Source organism: Arthrobacter sp. CAN_A6 (assembly GCF_015751715.1).
Lineage (GTDB): Bacteria > Actinomycetota > Actinomycetes > Actinomycetales > Micrococcaceae > Arthrobacter_D.
The window spans coordinates 418,897-439,212 of the sequence record NZ_JADOUV010000001.1 but is presented as its reverse complement, the minus strand read 5'-3'; the positions used below and the strand labels follow the sequence as shown (position 1 = coordinate 439,212).

The window sequence follows — 20,316 nt, the reverse complement described above, 5'->3', positions numbered from 1 at the left end:
GGAGAGGATCGTGGGATGTAACCGGGGTAGGTGAAGTCTTCGTCGTACCCTGTTCTGACTCCGCTGATCTTTCTTTCGATAAGGCCATCATGATTACGCTTGAACAAATGCAGGACTCCATGACCACTGGCGCCAGCGTACTGAGCGAGGACGGTGCAGTGCTTGGCCCTATGGGCCGGCTCTACGTCGACGACGCCACCGGTGATCCCAGCTGGATCACCGTTGCAACACACTCGGTCAGCAGTCCCGAATCCTTCGCGCCGCTTCAGGGAGCCACCCTGGATGGCAAGGATGTCCGCCTCCCCTACACGCATGCCAAGGTGTACGACTCCCCGAAAATGTCCCAGGATGGCCACCTCAGCCCCGAGGAAGAGCAGAAGTTGCTGCGCTACTACGGTCTGATGGCCACCAAGGAGAACGCCGACGCCGCTGAGCGCACGAAGGCGAACACTGCGCGCGGGAACCGCTCATCGCGATATGAAGGTGACGGTGCAATGACACGCTCGGAGGAGCAGCTTCGGGTGAGTACCGAGCTCCGGGAGACGGAGCGTGTGCGCCTGGTTAAGCGTGTGGTCATCGAGGACGTGACGATGACGGTGCAGATCCGGCGCGAGGAGCTTGTCATCGAGCGCGTGCCGGTCACGGACAACGCCACCCACTACGACGACGGCAAGGGCTTCTCCACGGATGCCGATCGCGAGCAGCTGTACGCCGCTGTGGAGACCGCCTTCAGCGGCGACGTCGTCGAGCTGGTCCTGTACGAGGAGAAGCCGCGCGTTGAAATGGATGTGGTCCCCATCGAACGCGTCCGAGCACGCCGTGATGTGCAGACGCGGGACGAAGTCGTGAGCGGCCAGGTACGCAAGGAAGTCATCGAGACGGATCGCGTCGAGCCGTAGGAGTCGCGGGGTCATCGTATGCCGGCACAGTGGGGGTCGAGGCCGGCAGGCTCGTTGTCGAGCGACGCTCGATCGACTTCGGTAGGTCGCGCTTCCTTTCCGACGCCGTTGCCGCCGTCGTCCGGTTGGTGCACCCCCACCTGGCGCCTCCTCACCCGCTTGGGTCATAGCACATCTTCATGAAACAGGACGGGAAGGCTTTTCACGCGGCAGTGATGATGAGGGCTGCACTGTGGCCGCCGAATCCAAAGGCGTTGGTAATGGCAGCGGTGGCTCGGGCGCATTCGGTCGTGGTCTTGATGAGGTTGAGGCTGATCGCTGGGTCGGGATTCCTGAGATTGAGCGTGCCTGGAAGCATTCCTGTCCGGAGGGCCTGAATGGTCACGATCGCACCAAGGGTTCCGGCTCCTCCCAGCAAGTGCCCTGTCATGGACTTGGTCGAGGTGACCGGCACCTGATTTCCGAGCACCGCAGTGATGGCACCTGCCTCGAAAAGATCACCGATCGGCGTCGACGTAGCGTGCGCGTGGACGAAGCCGATATCCGATGTCGAAATACCCGCTGCCGTAAGAGCTTTGCGCATGACGCGCTGCTGCATCTCCGGGTCAGCTGCCACAATGTCTCCCGCATCGGATGTGACGGCAGCCCCGGCAATCCGACCGAGGATCTCCGCTCCCCGCGCACGAGCGAACTCCTCCCGCTCGAGGACAACGATGCCGGCCCCTTCGGCCATCACGAAACCATTCCGGTCCCGATCGAAAGGCCGCGAAGCCCCCGCCGGGTCACCCTCGCTCGTCGAAAGCGCCCGGAGCTGAGCGAAACCACTGATCGCCAACTCGTTCACACAGGCATCGACTCCCCCAGCAACAACGACGTCCACTGCACCGGACCTGATCATCTCAGTACCCTGGGCGATCGCTTCAGCACCGGAGGCGCACGCGCTTACGGGAGTGCGGGCGCCTCCCTGGGCGCCGACATCGATCGATACCCACGCCGAAGGACTATTTGCCATGACCTGGGTCACCGTATGCGGAGACACCCGGCGCGGGCCGCCACTATCCAGGACCCGGGTTTGAGCCACCACCGTGCCCAGACCGCCGTAACCGGACCCGATCACCACCGCGAGCCGATCAGAATCAACCTCCGGCCGGCCTGCCTGTGACCATGCCTCACGGGATGCGACAAGCGCCAGATGACCGCAACGATCCATCCGCCGGTACTCCCTGATCGAGAGCACAGCAGCGGGCTCCGCCGCGACGAGCCCGGCTACGCGCACCGGTAACTCCTGCGCCCACGGTTGGTTCAACCGCACGATTCCTGACCGACCCTCCAACAGCGCTTTCCACGTCTGGGTGACAGTATCCCCGACTGGAGTCATGGCCCCCATACCCGTCACCACCACCCCAACAGCATTCGCAACCACAGGAACCCGTCCTTCTACTGTAAGAATCGATGAAAAAGTGGCACCTTGCCCACATCTGGGCGAACACGCATCCGGGATGGCATCAAACGACTTGGCATCTGCCTTCAAGCCGGCTGATACCGATAATCCAGGAAACACCCCAGGAGGGGTTGCTACACAATGAAGGGTTGCAAGACATTCATCGCAGCACCCCGCAACCCCGCACCGACTGTCGGAAGTGCCCTCTGCTAGATACGTTCCACAGTCCCTATCTATTGGACCCCTGCTGCCCAACGCCCTCCAAGAGAATCTCCGGGGCACCTGCCCCTTGACCGGCCGCTTACCCATCAGCACCCACCAGACGATTCCCCGACACGGCATTGCCATGTCGAGTTATGAAAGTCGCGCCGCATCCAGCTCCCCGACCTTCGGCAGACTGCGTTGCTTCTGCACCGACTCCGCCAGAACCTTCTCCTCAATGGCTCGTCCGGCCAATACACGGGCCCGGTCCTGCGCTCGGCAGAAGCCGGTGACCGGAGCGGAAACACATCACGACATCAGCTGACACGGTGGACACCGCTTTCGATCAAACTCCTGATGGTTTCACGGGCCTTCCCACGGTCGAGCGGATCAAGACAGCCCTGAAGGACCATGAACTCTGGTTACGAGCTCACCGGCTCCTGCTGTGATCGGTCGGTGTCACGACGTGAACTCCACGCGCTCGGGGCGGATTACCCGACACCAGCTCAGTCCGCTGCTTGAATTAGAGGACCGGCATACCGGCCGTTTCGGTCGGGACGCGAACCGGTTTGCCGAGGAAGTCCTCATTAGCTGGCCCGCTCACAACGTGTATACGGTCCGGCAGCTCGTGGACGGCCGCTGACTGCATCCCGGCTGACATACGTACCTAACCCTTCGCTACGCCGAAAGCCTTCCGACGGCCTGAAGTGGCCACTGGTCAAGAGCACGCCGACTCTCGATCATCCACCCCGTGGTGCCACAAACCACCCACGGCTGAATGTCCTGCAGGTGCAGGGTCATCTCTCCTGCATGAGCAGTTAGGCAACCTTCTTCCGAAAAAAGACCGCCATCCGTTTGCACCCGACTAAGTCTGTCGGGCACGCTATTCCCTTCAGCAGTGCTTGTCGATCGGCGACACTTGAGCTTTCATCGTCGATAATGCTTTGGGCGGGGATACGATCGAAATTCACACGCTTACCACCCGTCACAGGAGCATCATGACTAATACGCACACATCCCGTCCGGGAGAGAAAACCAATGTCCAAAAAGCGGCACTGGCCGTGGGGGCGGTTTTTCTCCTCGTCGGCGTCCTTGGATTCATTCCCGGCATAACAGCCCCGTACGAGGAGCTAGGCTTCGCTGGTCATGAATCCGGCGCGCTGCTCTTGGGCCTGTTTCAGGTATCGATCCTGCACAACCTCGTCCACCTGCTCTTCGGCATCGCCGGCATCGCCATGGCCCGCACGATCAGTGGGGCCCGCTCCTACCTGCTCTACGGCGGAATTATTTACCTCGTCCTCTGGATCTACGGACTGCTCATCGACATGGACTCGGCCGCGAACTTCGTTCCACTCAACGGCGCCGACAACTGGCTGCACCTGTTCCTCGGCATTGGCATGATCGCCCTTGCGCTTGCACTGACCCGCACCAAGGACCGCGACCGGAGCCACACCGCCCACTGATACGCACCGGCCACGGGTCGACGTCGCTGGTGGGCATGGTTGCATCAGTGGAATAGACCTCAACGCAAGGGGCGGGAAGGCGAACAGCCTTCCCGCCCCTTGCGTTGGTGTCAGTGGAATGGACTGGAGCCTCGGACCCGGGATAGGGGTTGCGGTGGTGGGGCTTGGAAGATGTTAACCAAGGTGGTCCGCAGATCCTTCGGTAGGAGACTCTCGGAGTTGGGAGGTTGATCGTGATCGGCGTTCACCCCGTCACCAGCGACCTGTCGAAATCCTTCGATGCCGTCAGCTACCGGCCGGGCTTCCTTTTTATAGGGAAAGCCCGGCGGCCATCGGAGCGTGGTTAGACCACCCCTCCTGCGGGCTTGTCCTTATCGAGAACAGGATTCGCCGAGGTCGTCTTGTGCGTAGTGAGGTTCCCGGGCTGCGAGCTTTCACCAGGCACATCGCTCATCGGCGTCGCGTCCGGCACAACCACCGCAGGGGTCACTGGCGTGAATTCCACTTCGGTGGCGGTGTCCTCGGGGACGGCAGTGTCTTCCTTGTCTTCCTTGTTGCCCTTGGCTGCAGCGACTCCGACCGCCGCGGCAGCTGCGGCGGCCAATCCCACGCCGGCAGCAACCTTTCCTGACACGCCGGCCTTGCCCTTGTCGCCGCGTGACGCGGCGGCGTCTTCAACCCCTGGTCGTCCAGCTCCGACACCTTCATTGACCGAACCACGCCACGCCCCGGTCGCGTAACCTTCATGCTCAATGAAGGCTTTGAACCTGTCCAGGTCACCCTCGGCCTGCTTCTCTACGACATTCAATTTGTCGCCAGCCTTTTCCAGCAAGCCTTCTGGCTCGTATTCAAGGAACAAGTGCACATGCGTCTGGGTGCCTGCGATGTCCTCGAACGACACCGATCCGGCGTTCGTCGCTCCCTCGGTCGCGGCCCAGGAAACCTTGCGATCCGGTACCTGCTCCAAAACCTTCGCTTCCCACTGCCGGCGGACACCCCCGATCTCGGCAACCCACTCAAGTCGGTCATCACTGAGCTGTGAGACGCTCTTGACCCCGCTCATGAACTGGGGGAATTCCTCGAACTGGGTCCACTGGTTATAGACAGTGCTGACCGGAACGTCGACCACAATAGATTTTTCGATCTTCGTGCTCATAGTGTCTCCTTCGAGTAGAACGAACGATACGAGTAACTGACCGAGATCATCAGCATGCTTAGCATAGCCATGATCGTTCTCGTATGACCAGAGGGGCATATGGTCGATGCGGCGACGCGGGTGTAGGCATGAATTCGCAGCTCTGACCATCGCGCTCAGGCATCGACTTACGAGATGGTTAGCAGTCTCATGGTGTTCGTTTGGCTAGTTCCATGAACATGGTGCGGTGGAGGACGTCGACATGTGCCTGAGCGATTTCCACTGATTCGATGATGTCGTTGCGCCTGAGGGCTGTTACGAGGGCGATGTGGTCCTGGTTCGCTCGGTGTAGGGCATTGATCGGGTAGGGAATGAAGTGCTGGTACAGCTCGGTCAGCGCGGTGTTGTAGACCTCGATGGCCGGTCCAAGGTGTGAGGCTTCGGCGACGAGCTGGTGGAACCGATTGTCAGCCTGGTGATACTCCGACCAGTTCTGTGCGTCCGCCATTTCGTTCGTCAGGGCTTCGAGCCGGGCAAGGTCCTCGTCGGTTCGATGGACGGCGGCGAAATGGGTGACGGCGCATTCGGCGAGCATCCGTTTGTCGACCAGTGCGTGGACGGCTGCTGCGTCGACGCCAGCGGGAAGGAGCCGGTTGAGGGCCTCTTGAGGTGGTTCGTCTGCGACGAAGGTTCCTCCATCGCGCCCCCGCTGGCGGCGGACCACTCCTTGTTCGGCCAGGCTCGTCATCGCGCGCCGCGCGGTCATCGAACTGACGGACAGTCCCAGGGCGATGTCGGTCTGATCCGGCAGCCTTTCGCCGGGTTGCAGGAATCCCAGCTCGATCGCCATCGCGATCCGGGCGCGCACAGCATCAATAGCACTCCGCCGACCGATACCGGAGAAAACCGCTCCCCCGAGGTCAGCGCCCTCCTGCTGCGGCGTCGGTGCGGTTTCCATGGACCAACCCTAACGGCGTATCTACCCATACCTTGTTATTAGTTCAAAATGAGCTAATATTACGTGGGTCCCATCACTTTCGAAGGCAGGGTGTCGTTCCATGTCGCTTCTATTACCGCTTACAGCGGTACAGGCCGAGCCCCGCAGGATTGGGGAGCCGGTCTCGGCGTTCGCTGAGGAGGTTGCAACTGCGTTGCGGGACGAGCCTGCTTCGCGGCTGGTGGTCTTTCCGGAACTACACCTCTTCGGTGACGGATATCCCGATCGGCAGCGCACTGAGGCTCTGCAGGATTCGGCGCAACCGCTCGACGGGCCTCTCGTGCGTGAGCTTCAGCAGGTGGCAGGGGACCTCGAGGTCTGGCTCGTACCGGGAAGTATCTGCGAACGCGGGCCCCATGGACAGCTCTTCAATACGGCACTCGTTCTCTCACCCGAGGGCGAACTAGCAGCAAGCTACCGCAAGGTCTTTCCGTGGCGTCCCTCTGAACCCTACGACCCCGGAGAGGAATTCATCACGGTGGACCTTCAAGGCTTCGGGCGGGTAGGGCTGTCCATCTGCTACGACGCATGGTTTCCCGAAGTGAGCCGCCAACTGGCATGGATGGGCGCCGAGGTAATCCTCAACGTCGTCAAGACGACCACGGAAGACCGGGACCACGAACTCGTCCTGGCCAGGGCCAGTGCGATCACCAACCAGGTCTTCATCGTCAGCGTGAACTGCGCCGGCCCGACAGGGCGCGGCCAGAGCATCATCGTGGATCCCGAGGGCAACATCACCCACAGGCTCGACGGCGATGCTCCCGGGCTCCTTTCCGCTCACCTGGACCTTGCCCGGGTTGAGCATGTCCGAACACACGGCACGGCCGGGTTGAACCGCATGTGGTCACAGTTCCGCAGCCATGAAACTCCCATCGAACTGCCCGTCTACGCGGGCCGCATCGATCCCTCTACCTGGCTCCCCCAGGTTCATTCCCAGTCAGGAACAACCCATGCTGCAGACACCGAACCTCACCCGAACGCTTAAGCTGCCCTCGCTCGTCCTCTTCGGGCTGGCCTACCTCACCCCCCTGATCGTCCTGGCGATCTTCGGCGTCATTGCCGAAGCCACAGGCGGCGCTTCGCCGGCCGCCTACCTTCTGGCGCTCATCGCGATGCTCTTCACCGCGCACAGCTACGGCCGCATGGCTGTTGCGTACCCGGTGGCCGGGTCTGCCTACACCTACGTCCGGCGCTCCATCGAGCCGCGCGTCGGATTCCTTGTCGGATGGGCCATTTTGCTGGACTACTTGTTCCTGCCAATGGTGATTTGGCTGATCGGCGGGTCCTACCTCAACGCCCAGTTCCCCAGCGTGCCGATCGGCTTCTGGATTTTCGGGTTCGTACTGATTACCACCGTCCTGAACGTTGTCGGTATCAGAGTGGCTGAAAAAGCCAACTACCTGCTGATGGCCTTCCAACTGCTGGTCATCCTCATCTTCGTCGCCCTGACGATCGGAACCCTTGTCGGTACTGCCGGCACCGGGGCACTCGTGAGCCCCGAACCCTTCTTCAATGACACCTCCAACATCAGCACGATTGCCGCCGGCGCCGCGATCGCCGCGTATTCCTTCCTTGGGTTCGACGCCGTCACCACCCTCACCGAGGAAACCATCGATCCCAAAAAGACCATGCCCAGGGCCATCATGCTGATCGCGCTGATCGGTGGCGCGATCTTCGTCTCCGTTTCCTACATCACCCAGCTCATCCGGCCTGGAGGAACGTTCGCGGATTCCGCTTCATTGGCATCGGACATCGCACTGCAAATCGGCGGTCAACTTTTCGCCGCGATATTCCTCGCGGGCTTGGTCGTCGCGCAGTTCGCCTCAGGACTCGCTGCCCAGGCCAGTGCCTCACGGCTGCTTTACGCGATGGGACGCGACGCTGTCCTGCCACGCAAGGTGTTCGGCTACCTCAACTCGACGTTCCGCACTCCAGTATTCAACCTCGTCATCACCGGCGCAGTAGGAATGGCCGCGGTGTTCCTTGACGTCGCAACCTCGACGTCCTTCATCAACTTTGGTGCGTTCACCGCCTTCACGCTCGTCAACGTCGCCGTCATCGCCCACTACCTGCGGCAACGAAAGATCGGCACGCGACTCAACCCGGTCTCCTACCTCGTGGTCCCCGCCATCGGCGCAGCCGTCGACGCGTTCCTATTGACCCGACTCGATTCCACTGCGATCACCCTCGGCCTCATCTGGCTGGCTCTTGGCATAGTGGTCCTGGGTGTAATTACCCGCGGGTTCCGCAGTGCCCCACCGGAAATGGTGGACACCGAGAAAGCAACGGTATAAGTGGAACCATGCGTATAGCGCTCGGACAACTGGACTCAGGGCCGGACACTGAAAAAAACCTCTCCCGCATGGAGGACATGGCCTCACAGGCAGCACGCGCCGGTGCCCGGATGATTGTGTTCCCTGAATACTCCACGTACGAGAAACCTCGCGTGGACAGCAGTTTCATCAACGCCGCGGAACCACTCGACGGCCCCGTGTCCGGGAGATTGGCAGAGATTGCCCGGACACACCAGCTGGTCATCCTGGCGGGAATTGTCGAAACCTCGGATGAACCCGATCGGGCATTCAACACCATCATTGTTCTGGGCGAGGACGGAGAGCATCTCGCGCTCTACCGGAAGATCCATCTGTTCGACAGCCAAAGCTTTCAGGAATCCCGGCACATCAAACCCGCCGTCGACCTAAGACCAGCAACCTTCACGGTCGACGGCATTGTGTTCGGAATCCTCACGTGCTACGACCTGCGATTCCCGGAACTGGCGCGCTCTCTTGCCGACGCCGGAACAGACGTACTGCTGGCCCCGTCATCGTGGGTACCAGGAGCCGCGAAACCCGACCAGTGGAACACCCTTGCCAAAGCACGAGCTCTGGATCATGGTATCTTCGTGGTCGCAGTCTCACAGGCAGAACCAATATCGATCGGCCGCAGTCTCGTGACCGACCCAATGGGAGCTGTCCTGGAACAGTGCGGCACCGGCCCCGAGATGCGCACCACCGACCTGCCCCTAGAACGCATCACCGAGACAAGGCAGCGCTTCCCTCTCGCGCAACAACGTCGCCTCTGAGCTTCCAAGCTTCAGATAGAAGGCTCAGCCCCTACAGTGGTCGACTTTTCAACAGGAGTGAGGAGCGAACACCGTCGGCCCGCGGGCTATCGTTGATCAGGAGCGCCCACTACCGGTATCGGCCCGGCGAACTCGCTGATTACCCGGCTCGTCAACCAATCCAGGAAGCCGGCTGCTTCGAAGAATGTGCAAGAGCACTACGTGGCGGCAACCGCCGGAATCATCCCGGTCGGTGCAGTATCGCCAAGGCATAATGTCCATACCCAATGAACTGATCGGACGTAATGGATTCCATGATTGGCTCACCAAGCGCCCGCCGCGGAAGTTTCGCGGCCTCTGCGGCGGTCGCCCTTCTCATACTCACCGGCTGCGCCACAGATGCCCAGACGCAAGGCGACGCGACCACGTCGTCGACCGTCTCCGCCACACCTACGACGCCGGCCCCCTCGCCGACGACCGCACCCGTCGCGCCGGTAACGCCCGCGCCAGCGCCCACCCAGTCGCCGGTGCTGCCGGAATCGGCCCCGGCATCGTTCACCATTCCCTCCATCGGCGCGGGATCCGAGCTCCTCAGTCTCGGCCTCCGGGAGAACGGCTCGCTCGAAGTCCCGCCGGACGGCCCCGGCGCACCTGCCAGTTGGTACAACGACTCCCCCACTCCCGGCGAACGGGGTCCCGCAGTCCTCCTCGGACACGTCAACGCCACCGACGGCGGCCCGGGAGTCTTCGCTGACCTGCGCAGCCTCAAGGCCGGCGACACCATTGAGGTCGTCCGGGAAGACGGTACTACTGCCACCTTCGTCTTCGACCGCGGGGAACAGTACCCCAAGGACGCCTTCCCCACCCAGACGGTCTACGGCAACACCGCCGGGTCCGAACTGCGTCTCATCACCTGCGACGGCTACGACCCGGACACCGGCGAGTTCGATGACAACTACGTCGTTTACGCGAAGCTGGTTGTCTAACCCAACCGCAGTGGAGGGTACGGTCCCGGACGGAATGGCATGGTCATCGTCCCCGGTCCCGCTACCGACTGATGCGCATGCTCAGCACCAAGAATTTTCACACCGCCACGCTTGATCAGCCGCATCGGAAGGATTTTCCTTGACAGACCTCTCAGCAATCGCCCTCGTCTGCACATTGACCCCATCACCGGAACCGTCCAGCAGCGAGCTCATGGCACACCACATTCTCGACCAGCTGAAAGAATATGGCGTGGAGTCGTCCCTGGTGCGGGTGGTTGATCACGACGTCAAGCGCGGAGTCCTGACGGACATGGGGGGTGGAGATGAATGGCCGGCGCTGCGCCGGAGGATCCTTGCTGCCGACATCCTCATTCTCTCCACGCCCATCTGGATGGGGCATCCCTCGAGCGTGGCCCAGCAGGTCCTGGAACGCCTCGATGCCGAGTTGTCCGAGACCGACGAGCAGGGCAGGCCCATTCTGTACGGGAAGGTGGCGGCGGTTGCCGTGGTGGGCAATGAGGACGGTGCCCACAAGACCATTGCCGACATGATGCAGGGGCTCAACGACGTGGGATTCACCCTGCCCGCCCAGGGTGGAACCTACTGGGTCGGCGAGGCCATGCAGACTGTGGATTTCAAGGATCTCGATCAGGTTCCGGAACCGGTGGCATCCACCAACGCCGGACTGGCACGCAACGCCGTTCACCTCGCGCGGATACTGCGGGAGCAGCAGTACCCCGCGAAGTGAGGTCAATCCTGAAAATGCCGCCGGAATGCACCAACAACTATTGACCGGTGGGGCGTATTGAAGAATGAAGGGGAAGTCGGAGGCTTCCCCTTCATTCTTCAATACTGTGGAATCATGCGCTACGGGTGCCGCGTGTAGCCTTCTTTCCCTTGAGAAGGAATGCCAGGGAGATCATTCCGATGCCGAGAAAGAGATGGAGCCAGTTGTCGGCGGCATTCAGGGGCACGAAATTCATTGCCGACTGCAGGTCGATGACCAGTCCGTAAATCCAGAGGACCAGGTAGATCACTCCCCCGTACAGCAGGTAGGAATGCGCGCCCTGGGAAGTGCGGGCCAAGGCGAGGCCGACAAGGCCGTAAAGCAGGTGAACCAGGTTGTGCAGGATGGAAACCTGGAACAAGCCCAATAGCAGCGCACCGGATCCGTGTCCCGCGAAGCCCAGCTGGCTGTAGTCCGTGGTGATTCCTGGGATGAACCCGAGAATTCCGACAAGAATGAAGACAGCCGCAACAGCGGCTGCCGCCTTTTGGATATTACTTTTTGCCCCGGAGCGGGACCTCGATGTTGTGGTCATGGTGCTTCTCCTGATGATTGCTGCACGAGTAATGTCTGCAGGATGCATTGATTGCTATCAGAGCACTATTCGGTCTCCGAAGACTCCCGGATTGGGCGCTGCCGGGTAATTCCAACGCAGTGCATTCCGGTCCGGTACAGCTAACGGGATTGTGCGTTGTACCCCTGCTGCTCCATCGCCGCCCGCAACCGGGCCAGGCCGCCATGGATACGTGATTTCGCCGTAGGCAATTTCAGCCCGAGCCGGTCGGCCACCTGGGCATAGGTCAGACCGTCATAGTAGGCGAGGGTGACTGCTTCGGCCTGGCGGACGGTGAGCGATGAAAGACATGACCGCAGCGTTTCGGTCATGATCGTGTGGTGCACGGTTTCATCCACCGAATCCACCTTGAGTGCAGACACTTCCTGTGCGTGGCGGGCACCCCGCTCCCGTGAGCTCTGCTCGCTCCGCACGCGGTCGACCGCCCGGCGATGAGTGAGCGTGAAAAGCCAGCTTTGTGGGGAGCCGCGGGATGGATCGTACGTCCGGGCCGTCGTCCACACCAACAGGTAGACCTCCTGGGCTACTTCCGCAGCCATGGCGGAATTCTGCAGAACCCTCAAGGCCAATCCGTATACTCGACGCGAGGTGCGCTCGTACAGGGCCTCGAACGCCTCCTGCTCACCGTCACCCACCCGTCGAATCAGGTTTTCGAGGGTGTGCATCGACGTGTCCGCATCAGGAGTGAGTCTGCTGGGCTGGGACATCGAACCTACCTTTCCCAGCAACTCAGTGGTACGCGATAAGGACGCTCGTGACCAAATACTACACAGGAGTCACATGGGTAACACCAGAGGAAGCCAAGCGTTGCACTACTGAGATGGGGAACTCAGTTCGAACTGGACCAGACCTGCCAGGCTGCGCAATTCGTCCTCGTCCTCCTTGGTGAAGGTCCGGGGCTTGTCGTCGATGACGCACAGCGTCCCGATCCTCCAGCCGCCCGGCCCCGTCAGGGGATGCCCGGCGTAGAAACGGATATGCGGTGCTTGCATGACAAGCGGGTTAGTGGTGAACCGCTGGTCGAGCAGGGCGTCGTCGACGACCATCATGCGGGCGAAGCGGATGGTTTCGTTGCAGAAGGAGATTTCGCGCGGCACGTTCTGGCCGATGGGCCCGGAGACGGACTTGATGAATTGATCCTCTTCGCCGATCAGGGCGATCGACGCCGAGCTGACGCCGAAATGGTCCTTGGCCCGTCGCGTGATCCGATCGAAGCGTTCCTCAGCCGGGGTATGCAGCAGCCCTGTCTGCCGAAGGGAGTCCAGCCGTTGGATCTCCGCCTCTTCTGATGCGCACTGAACCAGTGGGAAGTTCGGGCAGGTGTCATTTCGGAAGCTGTCCGCCGCGTAACCCGAAGCAAGGGCCACAGCTTCGGAGCTGTAGTGGGCACGGCAGTCAGGGGAGGCAATATCGTCGAGCAGTTCGTTGACCGCATGGGCGAGGAGGTCCCGCTGCATCGAATCCAGAAGCAGTAGTCCGTTCAGATAGGCTGCCACTTCGACATCGCCGCAGCTTCCGCCCATGCTGATGTAGTTCAGCCACACGTCACCGTGGTCGACGCCGGGCCGGGATGCGGCTTCAACGGTGAACCAGTGCTGTCGGTTTGCATCCATGACAACTCCCCCTCTTCCTCAAAGCTCGGGCTCGCTCTCCAACCCGCCCTTCAATTGAAGCACCTCGGAGCCTGGAAGGTCCGCAGCCTCGGCGATGAGCATGGCATCCTCACCGTGGCGCAGGGCCGCGGCCACCGCCTCCTCGAGGTTCAGTGCAGCATGGTCGAACTCGAAAGCCGCGGCTTCCTTGTCCGCCGCCGCCACCTGGATCCGGTGGAAATCGTCTTTGTTCATGGCTCGCCAAGCCTTCCGTAGTAGTACCGAACATCGAAGGAGGAACAGCAACAAGAGCTCCAGGCAAGCCGATACTGCGCAGTCTCAATGAGCCCTCGAGAAGAGCATAAAGTATCCGTCCGCGCTGGGTGGCTATTACCCGTCACAATGGCAGCAAGGCTAGGCTGGGCGAAGGAAAACGCAGACAAAAGGAGACACCGCAATGCAGATTCTTTTCAAAATCCTCGGAGCCGGTCTGAGCGTGGGTGCCGGGTTCGTCGGCACCAAGCTCGTGGATGTCATTTGGCATAAAGTCACCGGCGAAGCCCCCCCCCAAGAGCAAGGACGGTCTTGAGAACACCCTCCGCGCCGCGCTGGTATTCGCGATTATCTCGGGGGCTGTCAGCACCACCATCCAGGTCCTCACCAACCGCACCACGCAGCAGGCCATCGATCGTTTCGCACGGACACGCGGACTCACCTGAGCATCAACGGACGCAACTCGGGGGGCGTTCAGTCGGGGCCCGGCTGGACTCCCCTTCCCTCCGACCCGCCTTCGCGCTGGCGGGCTGCCTTTTCCACCACGTCGTCGAGTTCGTCAATCGTCAGGAGATCGCGGCGCATGTGCCGTGTCCGGTAACCGGCGCGGCCCACCATGTGCGCTGAGACCGGACTGGTGAGGAGCTGGAAGATCCAGCAGACCAGCAGCACGGGGACAAGGGCCCAGCTGCGGAACTCCACCGCGAGGGCAAGCAGGAACAGCAGAAGCCCCAGCACCTGGGGCTTGGTGGCTGCATGCATCCTCGACAACAGGTCCGGAAACCGAACCAGGCCGATGCCCGCCGCCAGGGACATCAGGGCCCCACTGATGAGCAGGACGGCAACGACGACGTCGAGCACGGGTTGCAGACTGTCCATGATCATTTCCTGTCCGTGACGAACCGGGCCACTGCAACCGAGCCGACGAAGCCGAGCACGGATGCCACCACCAGGAAGATCAGGTTGTCGAGATTCCCGGTCACCACCATCCGGGTGGCGAGCGCCGCTCCGATGATGGCCAGTATGACGTCGACTGCAAGGACGCGATCGAGGATCGAAGGACCCCGTGCCACCCGGTACAGCGCACACGCGGCGGCGAGCGCGAGGATCAGGCCGACCACATACGTCACGGCGATCATCGCCCGGCCTCCCTCTCCCGCGCGAAACGGTCCTCGGCATGCAACAGTGCCAGGTCCTCCTTCGTCCCCAGGATGCGGATGAGCCAGGCTTCGGTGGCACGGACGTCACGGCGGATGGCGGCGGCATCGTCGTCGGAGTTGACGTTCAGGCAGTGCAGGTACAGGGTGGACGTCGAGCGGTCCACTTCGAGCACCAGGGAACCGGGAATCAGGGACAGGGCGTGGCCCGTCGCGGTGACGAGGAAATCCGACGAGCTGCGCAGCTGGACGGCGACCACCGCATTGCGGAGCCGCGGCCCCTTCGACACGCCGAGCCAGAACACCTCGACGCTCGCCGCCACCAGCTTGACCAGGAACCGGGCAGCGAAGGGCAGCGCCCACAACACGTTGAACCTGCCGCTGAGTTCCACGGGCGGAAGGTAGAACACGTTCGCCACTCCGTAGGCGATCACCGCGCCGAAGATCAGGTTGCCCGCACTGAAGTCCTGCCACAGCGCCCCCCACACGATCACGAGCCAGATCACCAGGGGCAGTTCGGTGATCAGCGGAATCCGCTGCCGGGTCACTGTGGCCCCTCCGTTCCCAGGACCGCGTCGATGTAGGGAGTGCGGTCCAGCATCTCCTGCGCGGCACGGTCGCTGAGGGTGAACAGCGGGCCTGCCAGCAGGGTCAGGGCCAGGCCCAGCCCCACGAGACCCGCGGTGGGCCCCACCATCGTCTTCGGCAGGAGCAGCACGGGACTGCGCCCGGCGAACCTGCCCGAGGACTTACCCACCACATGGCGCGAGGTGCGCAGCCGGGAGCCGTCCTCCTTGGTCGCGAGCAGGATCGGATCGGGGTGCATTGCATCCGTGGGGCGCCGCCAGAACGCGCGATTCCACACTCGTGCCATGACCAGCAGCGTGAGCAGACTCGTCAGGACACCGCCGGCAACCAGCACGAAGGCGAGCGGCGTCCCGAGCTCGACGCCGGCCTGGATGAGGCCCAGTTTCCCGAGGAACCCGGAGAACGGAGGAATTCCCGCGAGGTTCATCGCGGGAAGGAAGAAGAGCACCCCGAGGACGGGCGAGAGTTTTGCGAGTCCGCCGAGCCGGTCCATGTTCGCCGTTCCGCCGCGCCGCTCGATCAGACCGGTGACCAGGAAAAGGCTCGTCTGCACGGTGATGTGGTGGGCCACGTAGTACACCGCGGCGCCGAGCCCGAGACGGGTCGAAATCGCCAGCCCGAAGACCATGTAGCCGATATGGCTGACCAGGGTGAAGGACAGGAGCCGCTTGATGTCCGACTGCGCCAAGGCACCGAGGATTCCGACGAGCATGGTCAGCAACGCCACCACCATGAGCAGCGTGTTGATGCGGTCGCCGGGGAACAGGAGCGTTTCGACCCGCACCATGGCGTAGACGCCCACCTTGGTGAGGAGGCCTGCGAACACGGCTGTCACCGGAGCAGGAGCGGTCGGGTAGGAGTCGGGGAGCCAGAAGGACAGCGGAAACACGGCCGCCTTGATCCCGAACGCCACCAGCAGCATGAGGTGGAGCATCAGCTGGGTGGCGGGGTCGACGTCCTCGAGTTTCACCGCGAGGTCCGCCATGTTGACGGTGCCGGTGGCGCCGTAGATCATGGCGATCGCAATGAGGAACAACATGGAGGACACCACGCTGACGACGACATAGGTCACACCCGCACGGATGCGCGGCGTCGTCCCACCAAGGGTCATCAGCACATAGCTCGCCGTCAGCAGGATCTCGAAGCCCACGTACAGGTTGAACAGGTCGCCTGACAGGAAGGCGTTGGAAACCCCCGCCACCAGGATCAGGTAGGTGGGATGGAAGATCGAGACGGGTCCGTCCTCGTCACCATCGGTGGTGCCCTGTCCCGTCGCGTAGATCAGGACGGCGAGGCTCACCGCCGAGGACACCACGAGCATCAGTGCCGAGAACTGATCCACCACGAGCGTGATTCCGAAGGGTGCGTCCCAGCCGCCCAGCCGGACGGCATGCGTACCGTTGGGCGAATTGAGCAGGAGAAGCACTTCGATCAGGAGGGTGACGCTCAGGGTCGAGATACTCACCGCGCGCTGCGAGCGCGAATGACGGATCAGGACGAACGCCACCGCCGCTCCGAGGAACGGAAGGATGACGGCCAGCGGCGCCAGGTCAGCTACGTTCACTGCGCCTCCCTCGAATTGTTCAACAGACCCGGCCGCTGCGAGCCCGGTCGCTCCTCGGCTTCCTGGATCGTGTCTGGATCGGTGCCCTGGTCCGTGAACTCCGTGGTTTCCACTGGCACGTCGGCGTCATCCTCGGCGTCGAAGCTGCTCTGGCCCGCCACGCGGCGGTCCTCGATGTCGTCCTGCACGTCATCCCGCCGCCCGAGCACCCAGGAGCGGTAGATGATGCCCAGCAGGAAGGCCGTGACGGCGAAGGATATGACGATCGCCGTGAGGATCAGTGCCTGTGGAAGCGGGTCCGAGTAGGCTTCCGCGGGCGTTCCTTCCTGGTAGAGCGGTGCCTGGCCAGCCGGGCCTCCGGTGGACAGCAACAGGATGTTTGCCCCGTTGGCCAGCAGGATCAGGCCAAGGAGCACCCGCGTCAGGCTCCTCTCGAGGATCAGGTACACGCCGGCTGCGAAAAGGACCGCCATGACGATCAAAAGCGTGATGTTGACGCTCATTGGACAATCCCCTCCCCTGTCTCCGTACGGTTCCTGTGGCGGCCCTTGAGCGACCCCTGCTCTTCGACCCTCTCCTGGCCTTCGCTGCGCTCGTCGATTTCCGAGCCGAGGCTGCGCAGGACATCGAGCACGAGACCCACCACGATCAGGTAGACACCGATGTCGAAGACGGTGGAGGTGACGAACTTGATGTCGCCGAAGACGGGCAGCGCGAATTCGAAGATATAGCTCTGGAGGATTGCTCCCCCGAACGCAAGCGGCATAACGGCGGTGAGCGCCGCCGTGGCGAGGCCTGCACCCAACAGCAGGCCTGCACTCACGGGGCTCGCCTCAGCCAGTTCGAACCGGCCGCCCGCGAGGTACCGCACCGTCAGGGCAAGACCAGCAGTGAGTCCCCCCGCGAAGCCGCCGCCGGGGAGGTTATGGCCCGCCAGCAGCAGATACACCGAGAGAATGATGAGCGAGTGGAACAGCAGCCGGGTGACGACTTCGAAAATGATCGATCGCCGTTCCGGGGCGAGGGTCCGGCCGGCGACCAGCCAGGCATCCCTGGAGACCGTCGCAAAGGTTTTGGCCAGCGCAAGTGCCGCTTCCTCGCGCCCGGTGCGGGTCAGCGGTTCCTGACCACGGTCCACCGTCCCCGACTCGACGCCCTCGGCCCGCCGCCGCTTGTCTCCCCTGCCGCGGATGAAGATGAGACTCGCGATACCGGTTGCGGCGATCGTCAGGACCGATACCTCACCGAAGGTATCCCAGGCCCGAATATCCACGAGGAGGACGTTGACCACGTTCTCGCCACCGCCTTCGTCGTAGGCGAGCTCGGGAAATGCGAGCGAGACGGGAGCCGCGTTGCGCGATGCCATCGAGGCCATCGCAATAACTGCCATGACTCCGCCGAAAGCGATTCCGAGGCCGGCGCGCAACAGTCGCTGTCGACTGGGGTCCCGGTTCCACAGCCGCGCGGGCAGCGAGCGCAGGGCAAGGACGAAGGCCACCAGCACGATCGTCTCGACGAGGGTCTGGGTCAGTGCGAGGTCGGGTGCCCCCTGCAACGCGAAGATCAATGCCATCCCGTACCCGGTCACCCCCACCATGAGCACGGCCATGAACCGCTTGTCGGCCCGCAGCGCAGCGAGCGCGCCGACAATGATGACGACGCCGGCGAGCGCCTGCGCCGGGGAGTCGAACCAGCGCCAGCTCGTGGGCATCGGAGCGTCCAGCAGGATCAGCGCCGACAGCGGCGTCAGGATCGCCGTGGTGAGGATCACGAAAAGGTAGAAGCTGAGCGAACCGCGCTGGGTGCGGCCGGTGACCCAGACCGCGACGTCGTCGAGCACTCCGATGCTGTTCCGGTAGGCGCGCTCCGCGTCGACCCCCGGACGGATCCTGCCCTGGGCGCGCTCGATGGCGTCGCGGAGCAGGAACAGCAGGGTTCCCGCCCCCAGGGTCAGTACCGACAGCAGCAGCGCGGGTGTGACGCCGTGCCACAGCGCGAGGTGCAGCTCCTCCTCCGGGGCGGCGAACAGTGAGACGTAGGGCTGGACGGCGGCGTCGAGGGGTGCCGGCCACAGACCGAAAGCGACGGTGGCGAGGGTCAGGACGGCGGGTGCGAAGAGGAACGATTTGCGTACGCGCCTGAAGGGCGTCGGCTCCTGGTCCTTCTTCGGCGCGAACCCGCCCCACAGGAAGCGGGCGCTGTACGCAAAGGTCAGGACCGAGCCGGTGACGATCCCGACGAGGAGGAGCAGGCCCGGCAGACCCTCCACACCGGCGAGGTGGACGAAGGCTTCGTAGACGGATTCCTTCGCCACGAAGCCGAACAGGGGCGGGACCCCGGCCATCGATGCCGCGGCGACTGCGGCGATGACGGCGAGCCACGGGGCGGAGCGTGCAATACCGGAGAGTTTCCGGATGTCCCTCGTTCCGGACTGGTGGTCGATGATGCCGACCACCAGGAAGAGCGTGGCCTTGAAGAATCCGTGGGCGAGCAGGAGTCCGAGTCCTGCCAGGGCACCTTCGGCCCCGCCGAGCCCCACCACCATGGTCAGGAACCCGAGCTGGCTCACGGTTCCGTAGGCGAGGACAAGTTTGAGGTCGAACTGGCGCAGTGCGCGCCAGCCACCGATCAGCATGGTGGCGAGGCCGAGGGTCATCAGCACACCGAACCAGTAGGCGGACTCCGAGAAGCCGGGCGCAAGGCGCGCCACGAGGTAGATCCCCGCCTTGACCATCGCTGCCGCGTGAAGATAGGCGCTCACCGGCGTAGGCGCCGCCATGGCGGCCGGAAGCCAGAAGTGGAACGGCACGAGCGCCGATTTCGTCACCGCACCGACGAGCAGGAGCACCACAGCGATGTCGACGACTGCACCGTTGGCCAGGAGCTCCTCCGACCGGCCCATAATTTTGGAGAGCCGGTAGGTTCCCGCTGTCTGCCCGAGTATCACGATCCCGACCAGCATCGTGAGTCCGCCGAGTGTCGTCACGATCAACGCCTGAAGTGCTGCCCGGCGCGCCGCGAGGCGGTGCCGTGAGTAGCCGATCAGCAGGTAGGAGAGGATGGTGGTCAGTTCCCAGAAGATGAACAGGAGAATGAGGTCGTCCGCGGTGACCAGGCCGAACATCGCGCCCGCGAATGCCAGGAGCTGCGCGCCGAAGGCCCCGATGTCGGGATCATCCTTCTTGAAGTAGCGGGCGCAGTAGAAGAGGACCAGCGCGCCGACGCCGAGGATCAGGAGGGAGAGCGCCGCGGCCAACGCGTCCATCCGGAACGCCAGCTCGAGTTGCAGATTGGGAATCCAGGGGTAGACCACCGACGGCGGCGCATTCGGCATCGACGCCGTCGCCGTCTGGTCGCTCTGCGTGTAATGGGGGTAGGTGGCCAGGAGCCATGCGAAGCCCGCCGCGGGGACTGAGCCCAGTACGTAGAAAGCTGATCGGCCCATCCGCTGGAACAGCACCGGCGCCACCAGGGCCACTGCAAACAGGACGATCAGCAGTGGGAGCAAGTCGGTTTCCTGATCTTCCATTGGAGGACGGTCGGGGAGGCTTATAACCATTCTACCCGAGGAATACTTTTAGGATCTCCCGGTCGCTGT

General features: G+C 62.8%; 20 protein-coding genes and 1 pseudogene. 8 read left to right on the top strand and 13 right to left on the bottom strand.

What is annotated here, in order from left to right; translation table 11 throughout:
- The first annotated feature begins 89 nt into the window (after nt 1-89).
- Complete coding sequence (locus tag IWX75_RS02195; protein ID WP_196820595.1) at nt 90-899, top strand: YsnF/AvaK domain-containing protein; 810 nt, start codon at nt 90-92, stop codon at nt 897-899.
- 202 nt (nt 900-1,101) lie between these two features.
- Here IWX75_RS02195 and IWX75_RS02190 read toward each other — a convergent pair whose 3' ends face one another.
- On the bottom strand, nt 1,102-2,322 hold the full coding sequence (locus tag IWX75_RS02190; RefSeq protein ID WP_442858940.1) for a beta-ketoacyl-[acyl-carrier-protein] synthase family protein: 1,221 nt from the start codon (nt 2,320-2,322) through the stop codon (nt 1,102-1,104).
- 1,217 nt (nt 2,323-3,539) lie between these two features.
- Between IWX75_RS02190 and IWX75_RS02185 the strand changes: the two genes are divergently transcribed.
- Entirely contained in the window at nt 3,540-4,004 is a 465-nt protein-coding gene (locus IWX75_RS02185; protein WP_196820594.1) for a DUF4383 domain-containing protein, read from the top strand.
- A 343-nt stretch (nt 4,005-4,347) separates the two neighbouring features.
- Here IWX75_RS02185 and IWX75_RS02180 read toward each other — a convergent pair whose 3' ends face one another.
- Both IWX75_RS02180 and IWX75_RS02175 read right to left on the bottom strand, forming a co-directional pair.
- A complete protein-coding gene (locus tag IWX75_RS02180; RefSeq protein ID WP_442858939.1) occupies nt 4,348-5,259 on the bottom strand; it encodes an SRPBCC family protein in 912 nt (303 codons plus the stop codon).
- Nucleotides 5,260-5,347: 88 nt separating this feature from the next.
- Nucleotides 5,348-6,097: a FadR/GntR family transcriptional regulator gene (locus tag IWX75_RS02175; RefSeq protein ID WP_196820593.1), complete on the bottom strand. Its 750-nt coding sequence runs from the start codon at nt 6,095-6,097 to the stop codon at nt 5,348-5,350.
- 100 nt (nt 6,098-6,197) lie between these two features.
- Between IWX75_RS02175 and IWX75_RS02170 the strand changes: the two genes are divergently transcribed.
- From IWX75_RS02170 to IWX75_RS02150, 5 genes are all read left to right on the top strand, one after another.
- Nucleotides 6,198-7,121: a carbon-nitrogen hydrolase family protein gene (locus tag IWX75_RS02170; RefSeq protein WP_196820592.1), complete on the top strand. Its 924-nt coding sequence runs from the start codon at nt 6,198-6,200 to the stop codon at nt 7,119-7,121.
- Entirely contained in the window at nt 7,087-8,430 is a 1,344-nt protein-coding gene (locus tag IWX75_RS02165) for an APC family permease (protein WP_196820591.1), read from the top strand. The genes IWX75_RS02170 and IWX75_RS02165 overlap by 35 nt, the downstream gene beginning before the upstream one ends.
- 8 nt (nt 8,431-8,438) lie before the next feature.
- Nucleotides 8,439-9,218 (top strand): carbon-nitrogen hydrolase family protein, encoded by a 780-nt coding sequence (locus IWX75_RS02160; protein ID WP_196820590.1) that lies wholly within the window; start codon nt 8,439-8,441, stop codon nt 9,216-9,218.
- 293 nt (nt 9,219-9,511) lie between these two features.
- Nucleotides 9,512-10,183 carry a class F sortase gene (locus tag IWX75_RS02155; RefSeq protein ID WP_196820589.1) on the top strand — a complete coding sequence of 224 codons (672 nt, stop codon included), beginning with the start codon at nt 9,512-9,514 and terminating at the stop codon, nt 10,181-10,183.
- 139 nt (nt 10,184-10,322) lie between these two features.
- Complete coding sequence (locus tag IWX75_RS02150) at nt 10,323-10,931, top strand: flavodoxin family protein (protein WP_196820588.1); 609 nt, start codon at nt 10,323-10,325, stop codon at nt 10,929-10,931.
- A gap of 112 nt (nt 10,932-11,043) precedes the next feature.
- On the opposite strand, the gene IWX75_RS02145 is transcribed toward IWX75_RS02150, so the two are convergent.
- The 4 genes from IWX75_RS02145 to IWX75_RS02130 all read right to left on the bottom strand — a co-directional run bounded on the left by IWX75_RS02145 (nt 11,044) and on the right by IWX75_RS02130 (nt 13,391).
- Nucleotides 11,044-11,505, bottom strand: a complete 462-nt coding sequence (locus IWX75_RS02145; RefSeq protein WP_196820587.1) for a DUF4383 domain-containing protein — start codon at nt 11,503-11,505, stop codon at nt 11,044-11,046.
- Nucleotides 11,506-11,645: 140 nt separating this feature from the next.
- Nucleotides 11,646-12,251 carry a sigma-70 family RNA polymerase sigma factor gene (locus tag IWX75_RS02140; RefSeq protein WP_196820586.1) on the bottom strand — a complete coding sequence of 202 codons (606 nt, stop codon included), beginning with the start codon at nt 12,249-12,251 and terminating at the stop codon, nt 11,646-11,648.
- A gap of 105 nt (nt 12,252-12,356) precedes the next feature.
- Nucleotides 12,357-13,157, bottom strand: a complete 801-nt coding sequence (locus tag IWX75_RS02135) for a GAF domain-containing protein (protein WP_196820585.1) — start codon at nt 13,155-13,157, stop codon at nt 12,357-12,359.
- Between the two features lie 18 nt (nt 13,158-13,175).
- Entirely contained in the window at nt 13,176-13,391 is a 216-nt protein-coding gene (locus IWX75_RS02130; RefSeq protein ID WP_196820584.1) for a hypothetical protein, read from the bottom strand.
- Nucleotides 13,392-13,593: 202 nt separating this feature from the next.
- On the opposite strand from IWX75_RS02130, the pseudogene IWX75_RS02125 reads away from it, so the two are divergent.
- Nucleotides 13,594-13,855: pseudogene (locus IWX75_RS02125) on the top strand (DUF4235 domain-containing protein).
- A 28-nt stretch (nt 13,856-13,883) separates the two neighbouring features.
- Here IWX75_RS02125 and mnhG read toward each other — a convergent pair.
- Genes mnhG through IWX75_RS02095 form a run of 6 tightly spaced genes read right to left on the bottom strand, consistent with a single transcriptional unit; the run spans nt 13,884 to nt 20,226 of the window.
- Entirely contained in the window at nt 13,884-14,288 is a 405-nt protein-coding gene (gene mnhG, locus IWX75_RS02120) for a monovalent cation/H(+) antiporter subunit G (RefSeq protein ID WP_442858938.1), read from the bottom strand.
- A 2-nt stretch (nt 14,289-14,290) separates the two neighbouring features.
- A complete protein-coding gene (locus IWX75_RS02115; RefSeq protein WP_196820582.1) occupies nt 14,291-14,548 on the bottom strand; it encodes a monovalent cation/H+ antiporter complex subunit F in 258 nt (85 codons plus the stop codon).
- Nucleotides 14,545-15,114, bottom strand: a complete 570-nt coding sequence (locus IWX75_RS02110) for a Na+/H+ antiporter subunit E (protein ID WP_196820581.1) — start codon at nt 15,112-15,114, stop codon at nt 14,545-14,547. Before IWX75_RS02110 ends, IWX75_RS02115 begins: the two co-directional genes overlap by 4 nt.
- Nucleotides 15,111-16,718, bottom strand: coding sequence for a Na+/H+ antiporter subunit D (locus IWX75_RS02105; RefSeq protein WP_196820580.1), 1,608 nt, complete (start codon nt 16,716-16,718; stop codon nt 15,111-15,113). The genes IWX75_RS02110 and IWX75_RS02105 overlap by 4 nt, the downstream gene beginning before the upstream one ends.
- Nucleotides 16,715-17,221: a Na(+)/H(+) antiporter subunit C gene (locus IWX75_RS02100; protein ID WP_196820579.1), complete on the bottom strand. Its 507-nt coding sequence runs from the start codon at nt 17,219-17,221 to the stop codon at nt 16,715-16,717. The genes IWX75_RS02105 and IWX75_RS02100 overlap by 4 nt, the downstream gene beginning before the upstream one ends.
- Complete coding sequence (locus IWX75_RS02095; RefSeq protein ID WP_196820578.1) at nt 17,218-20,226, bottom strand: Na+/H+ antiporter subunit A; 3,009 nt, start codon at nt 20,224-20,226, stop codon at nt 17,218-17,220. Before IWX75_RS02095 ends, IWX75_RS02100 begins: the two co-directional genes overlap by 4 nt.
- Nucleotides 20,227-20,316 lie beyond the last annotated feature (90 nt).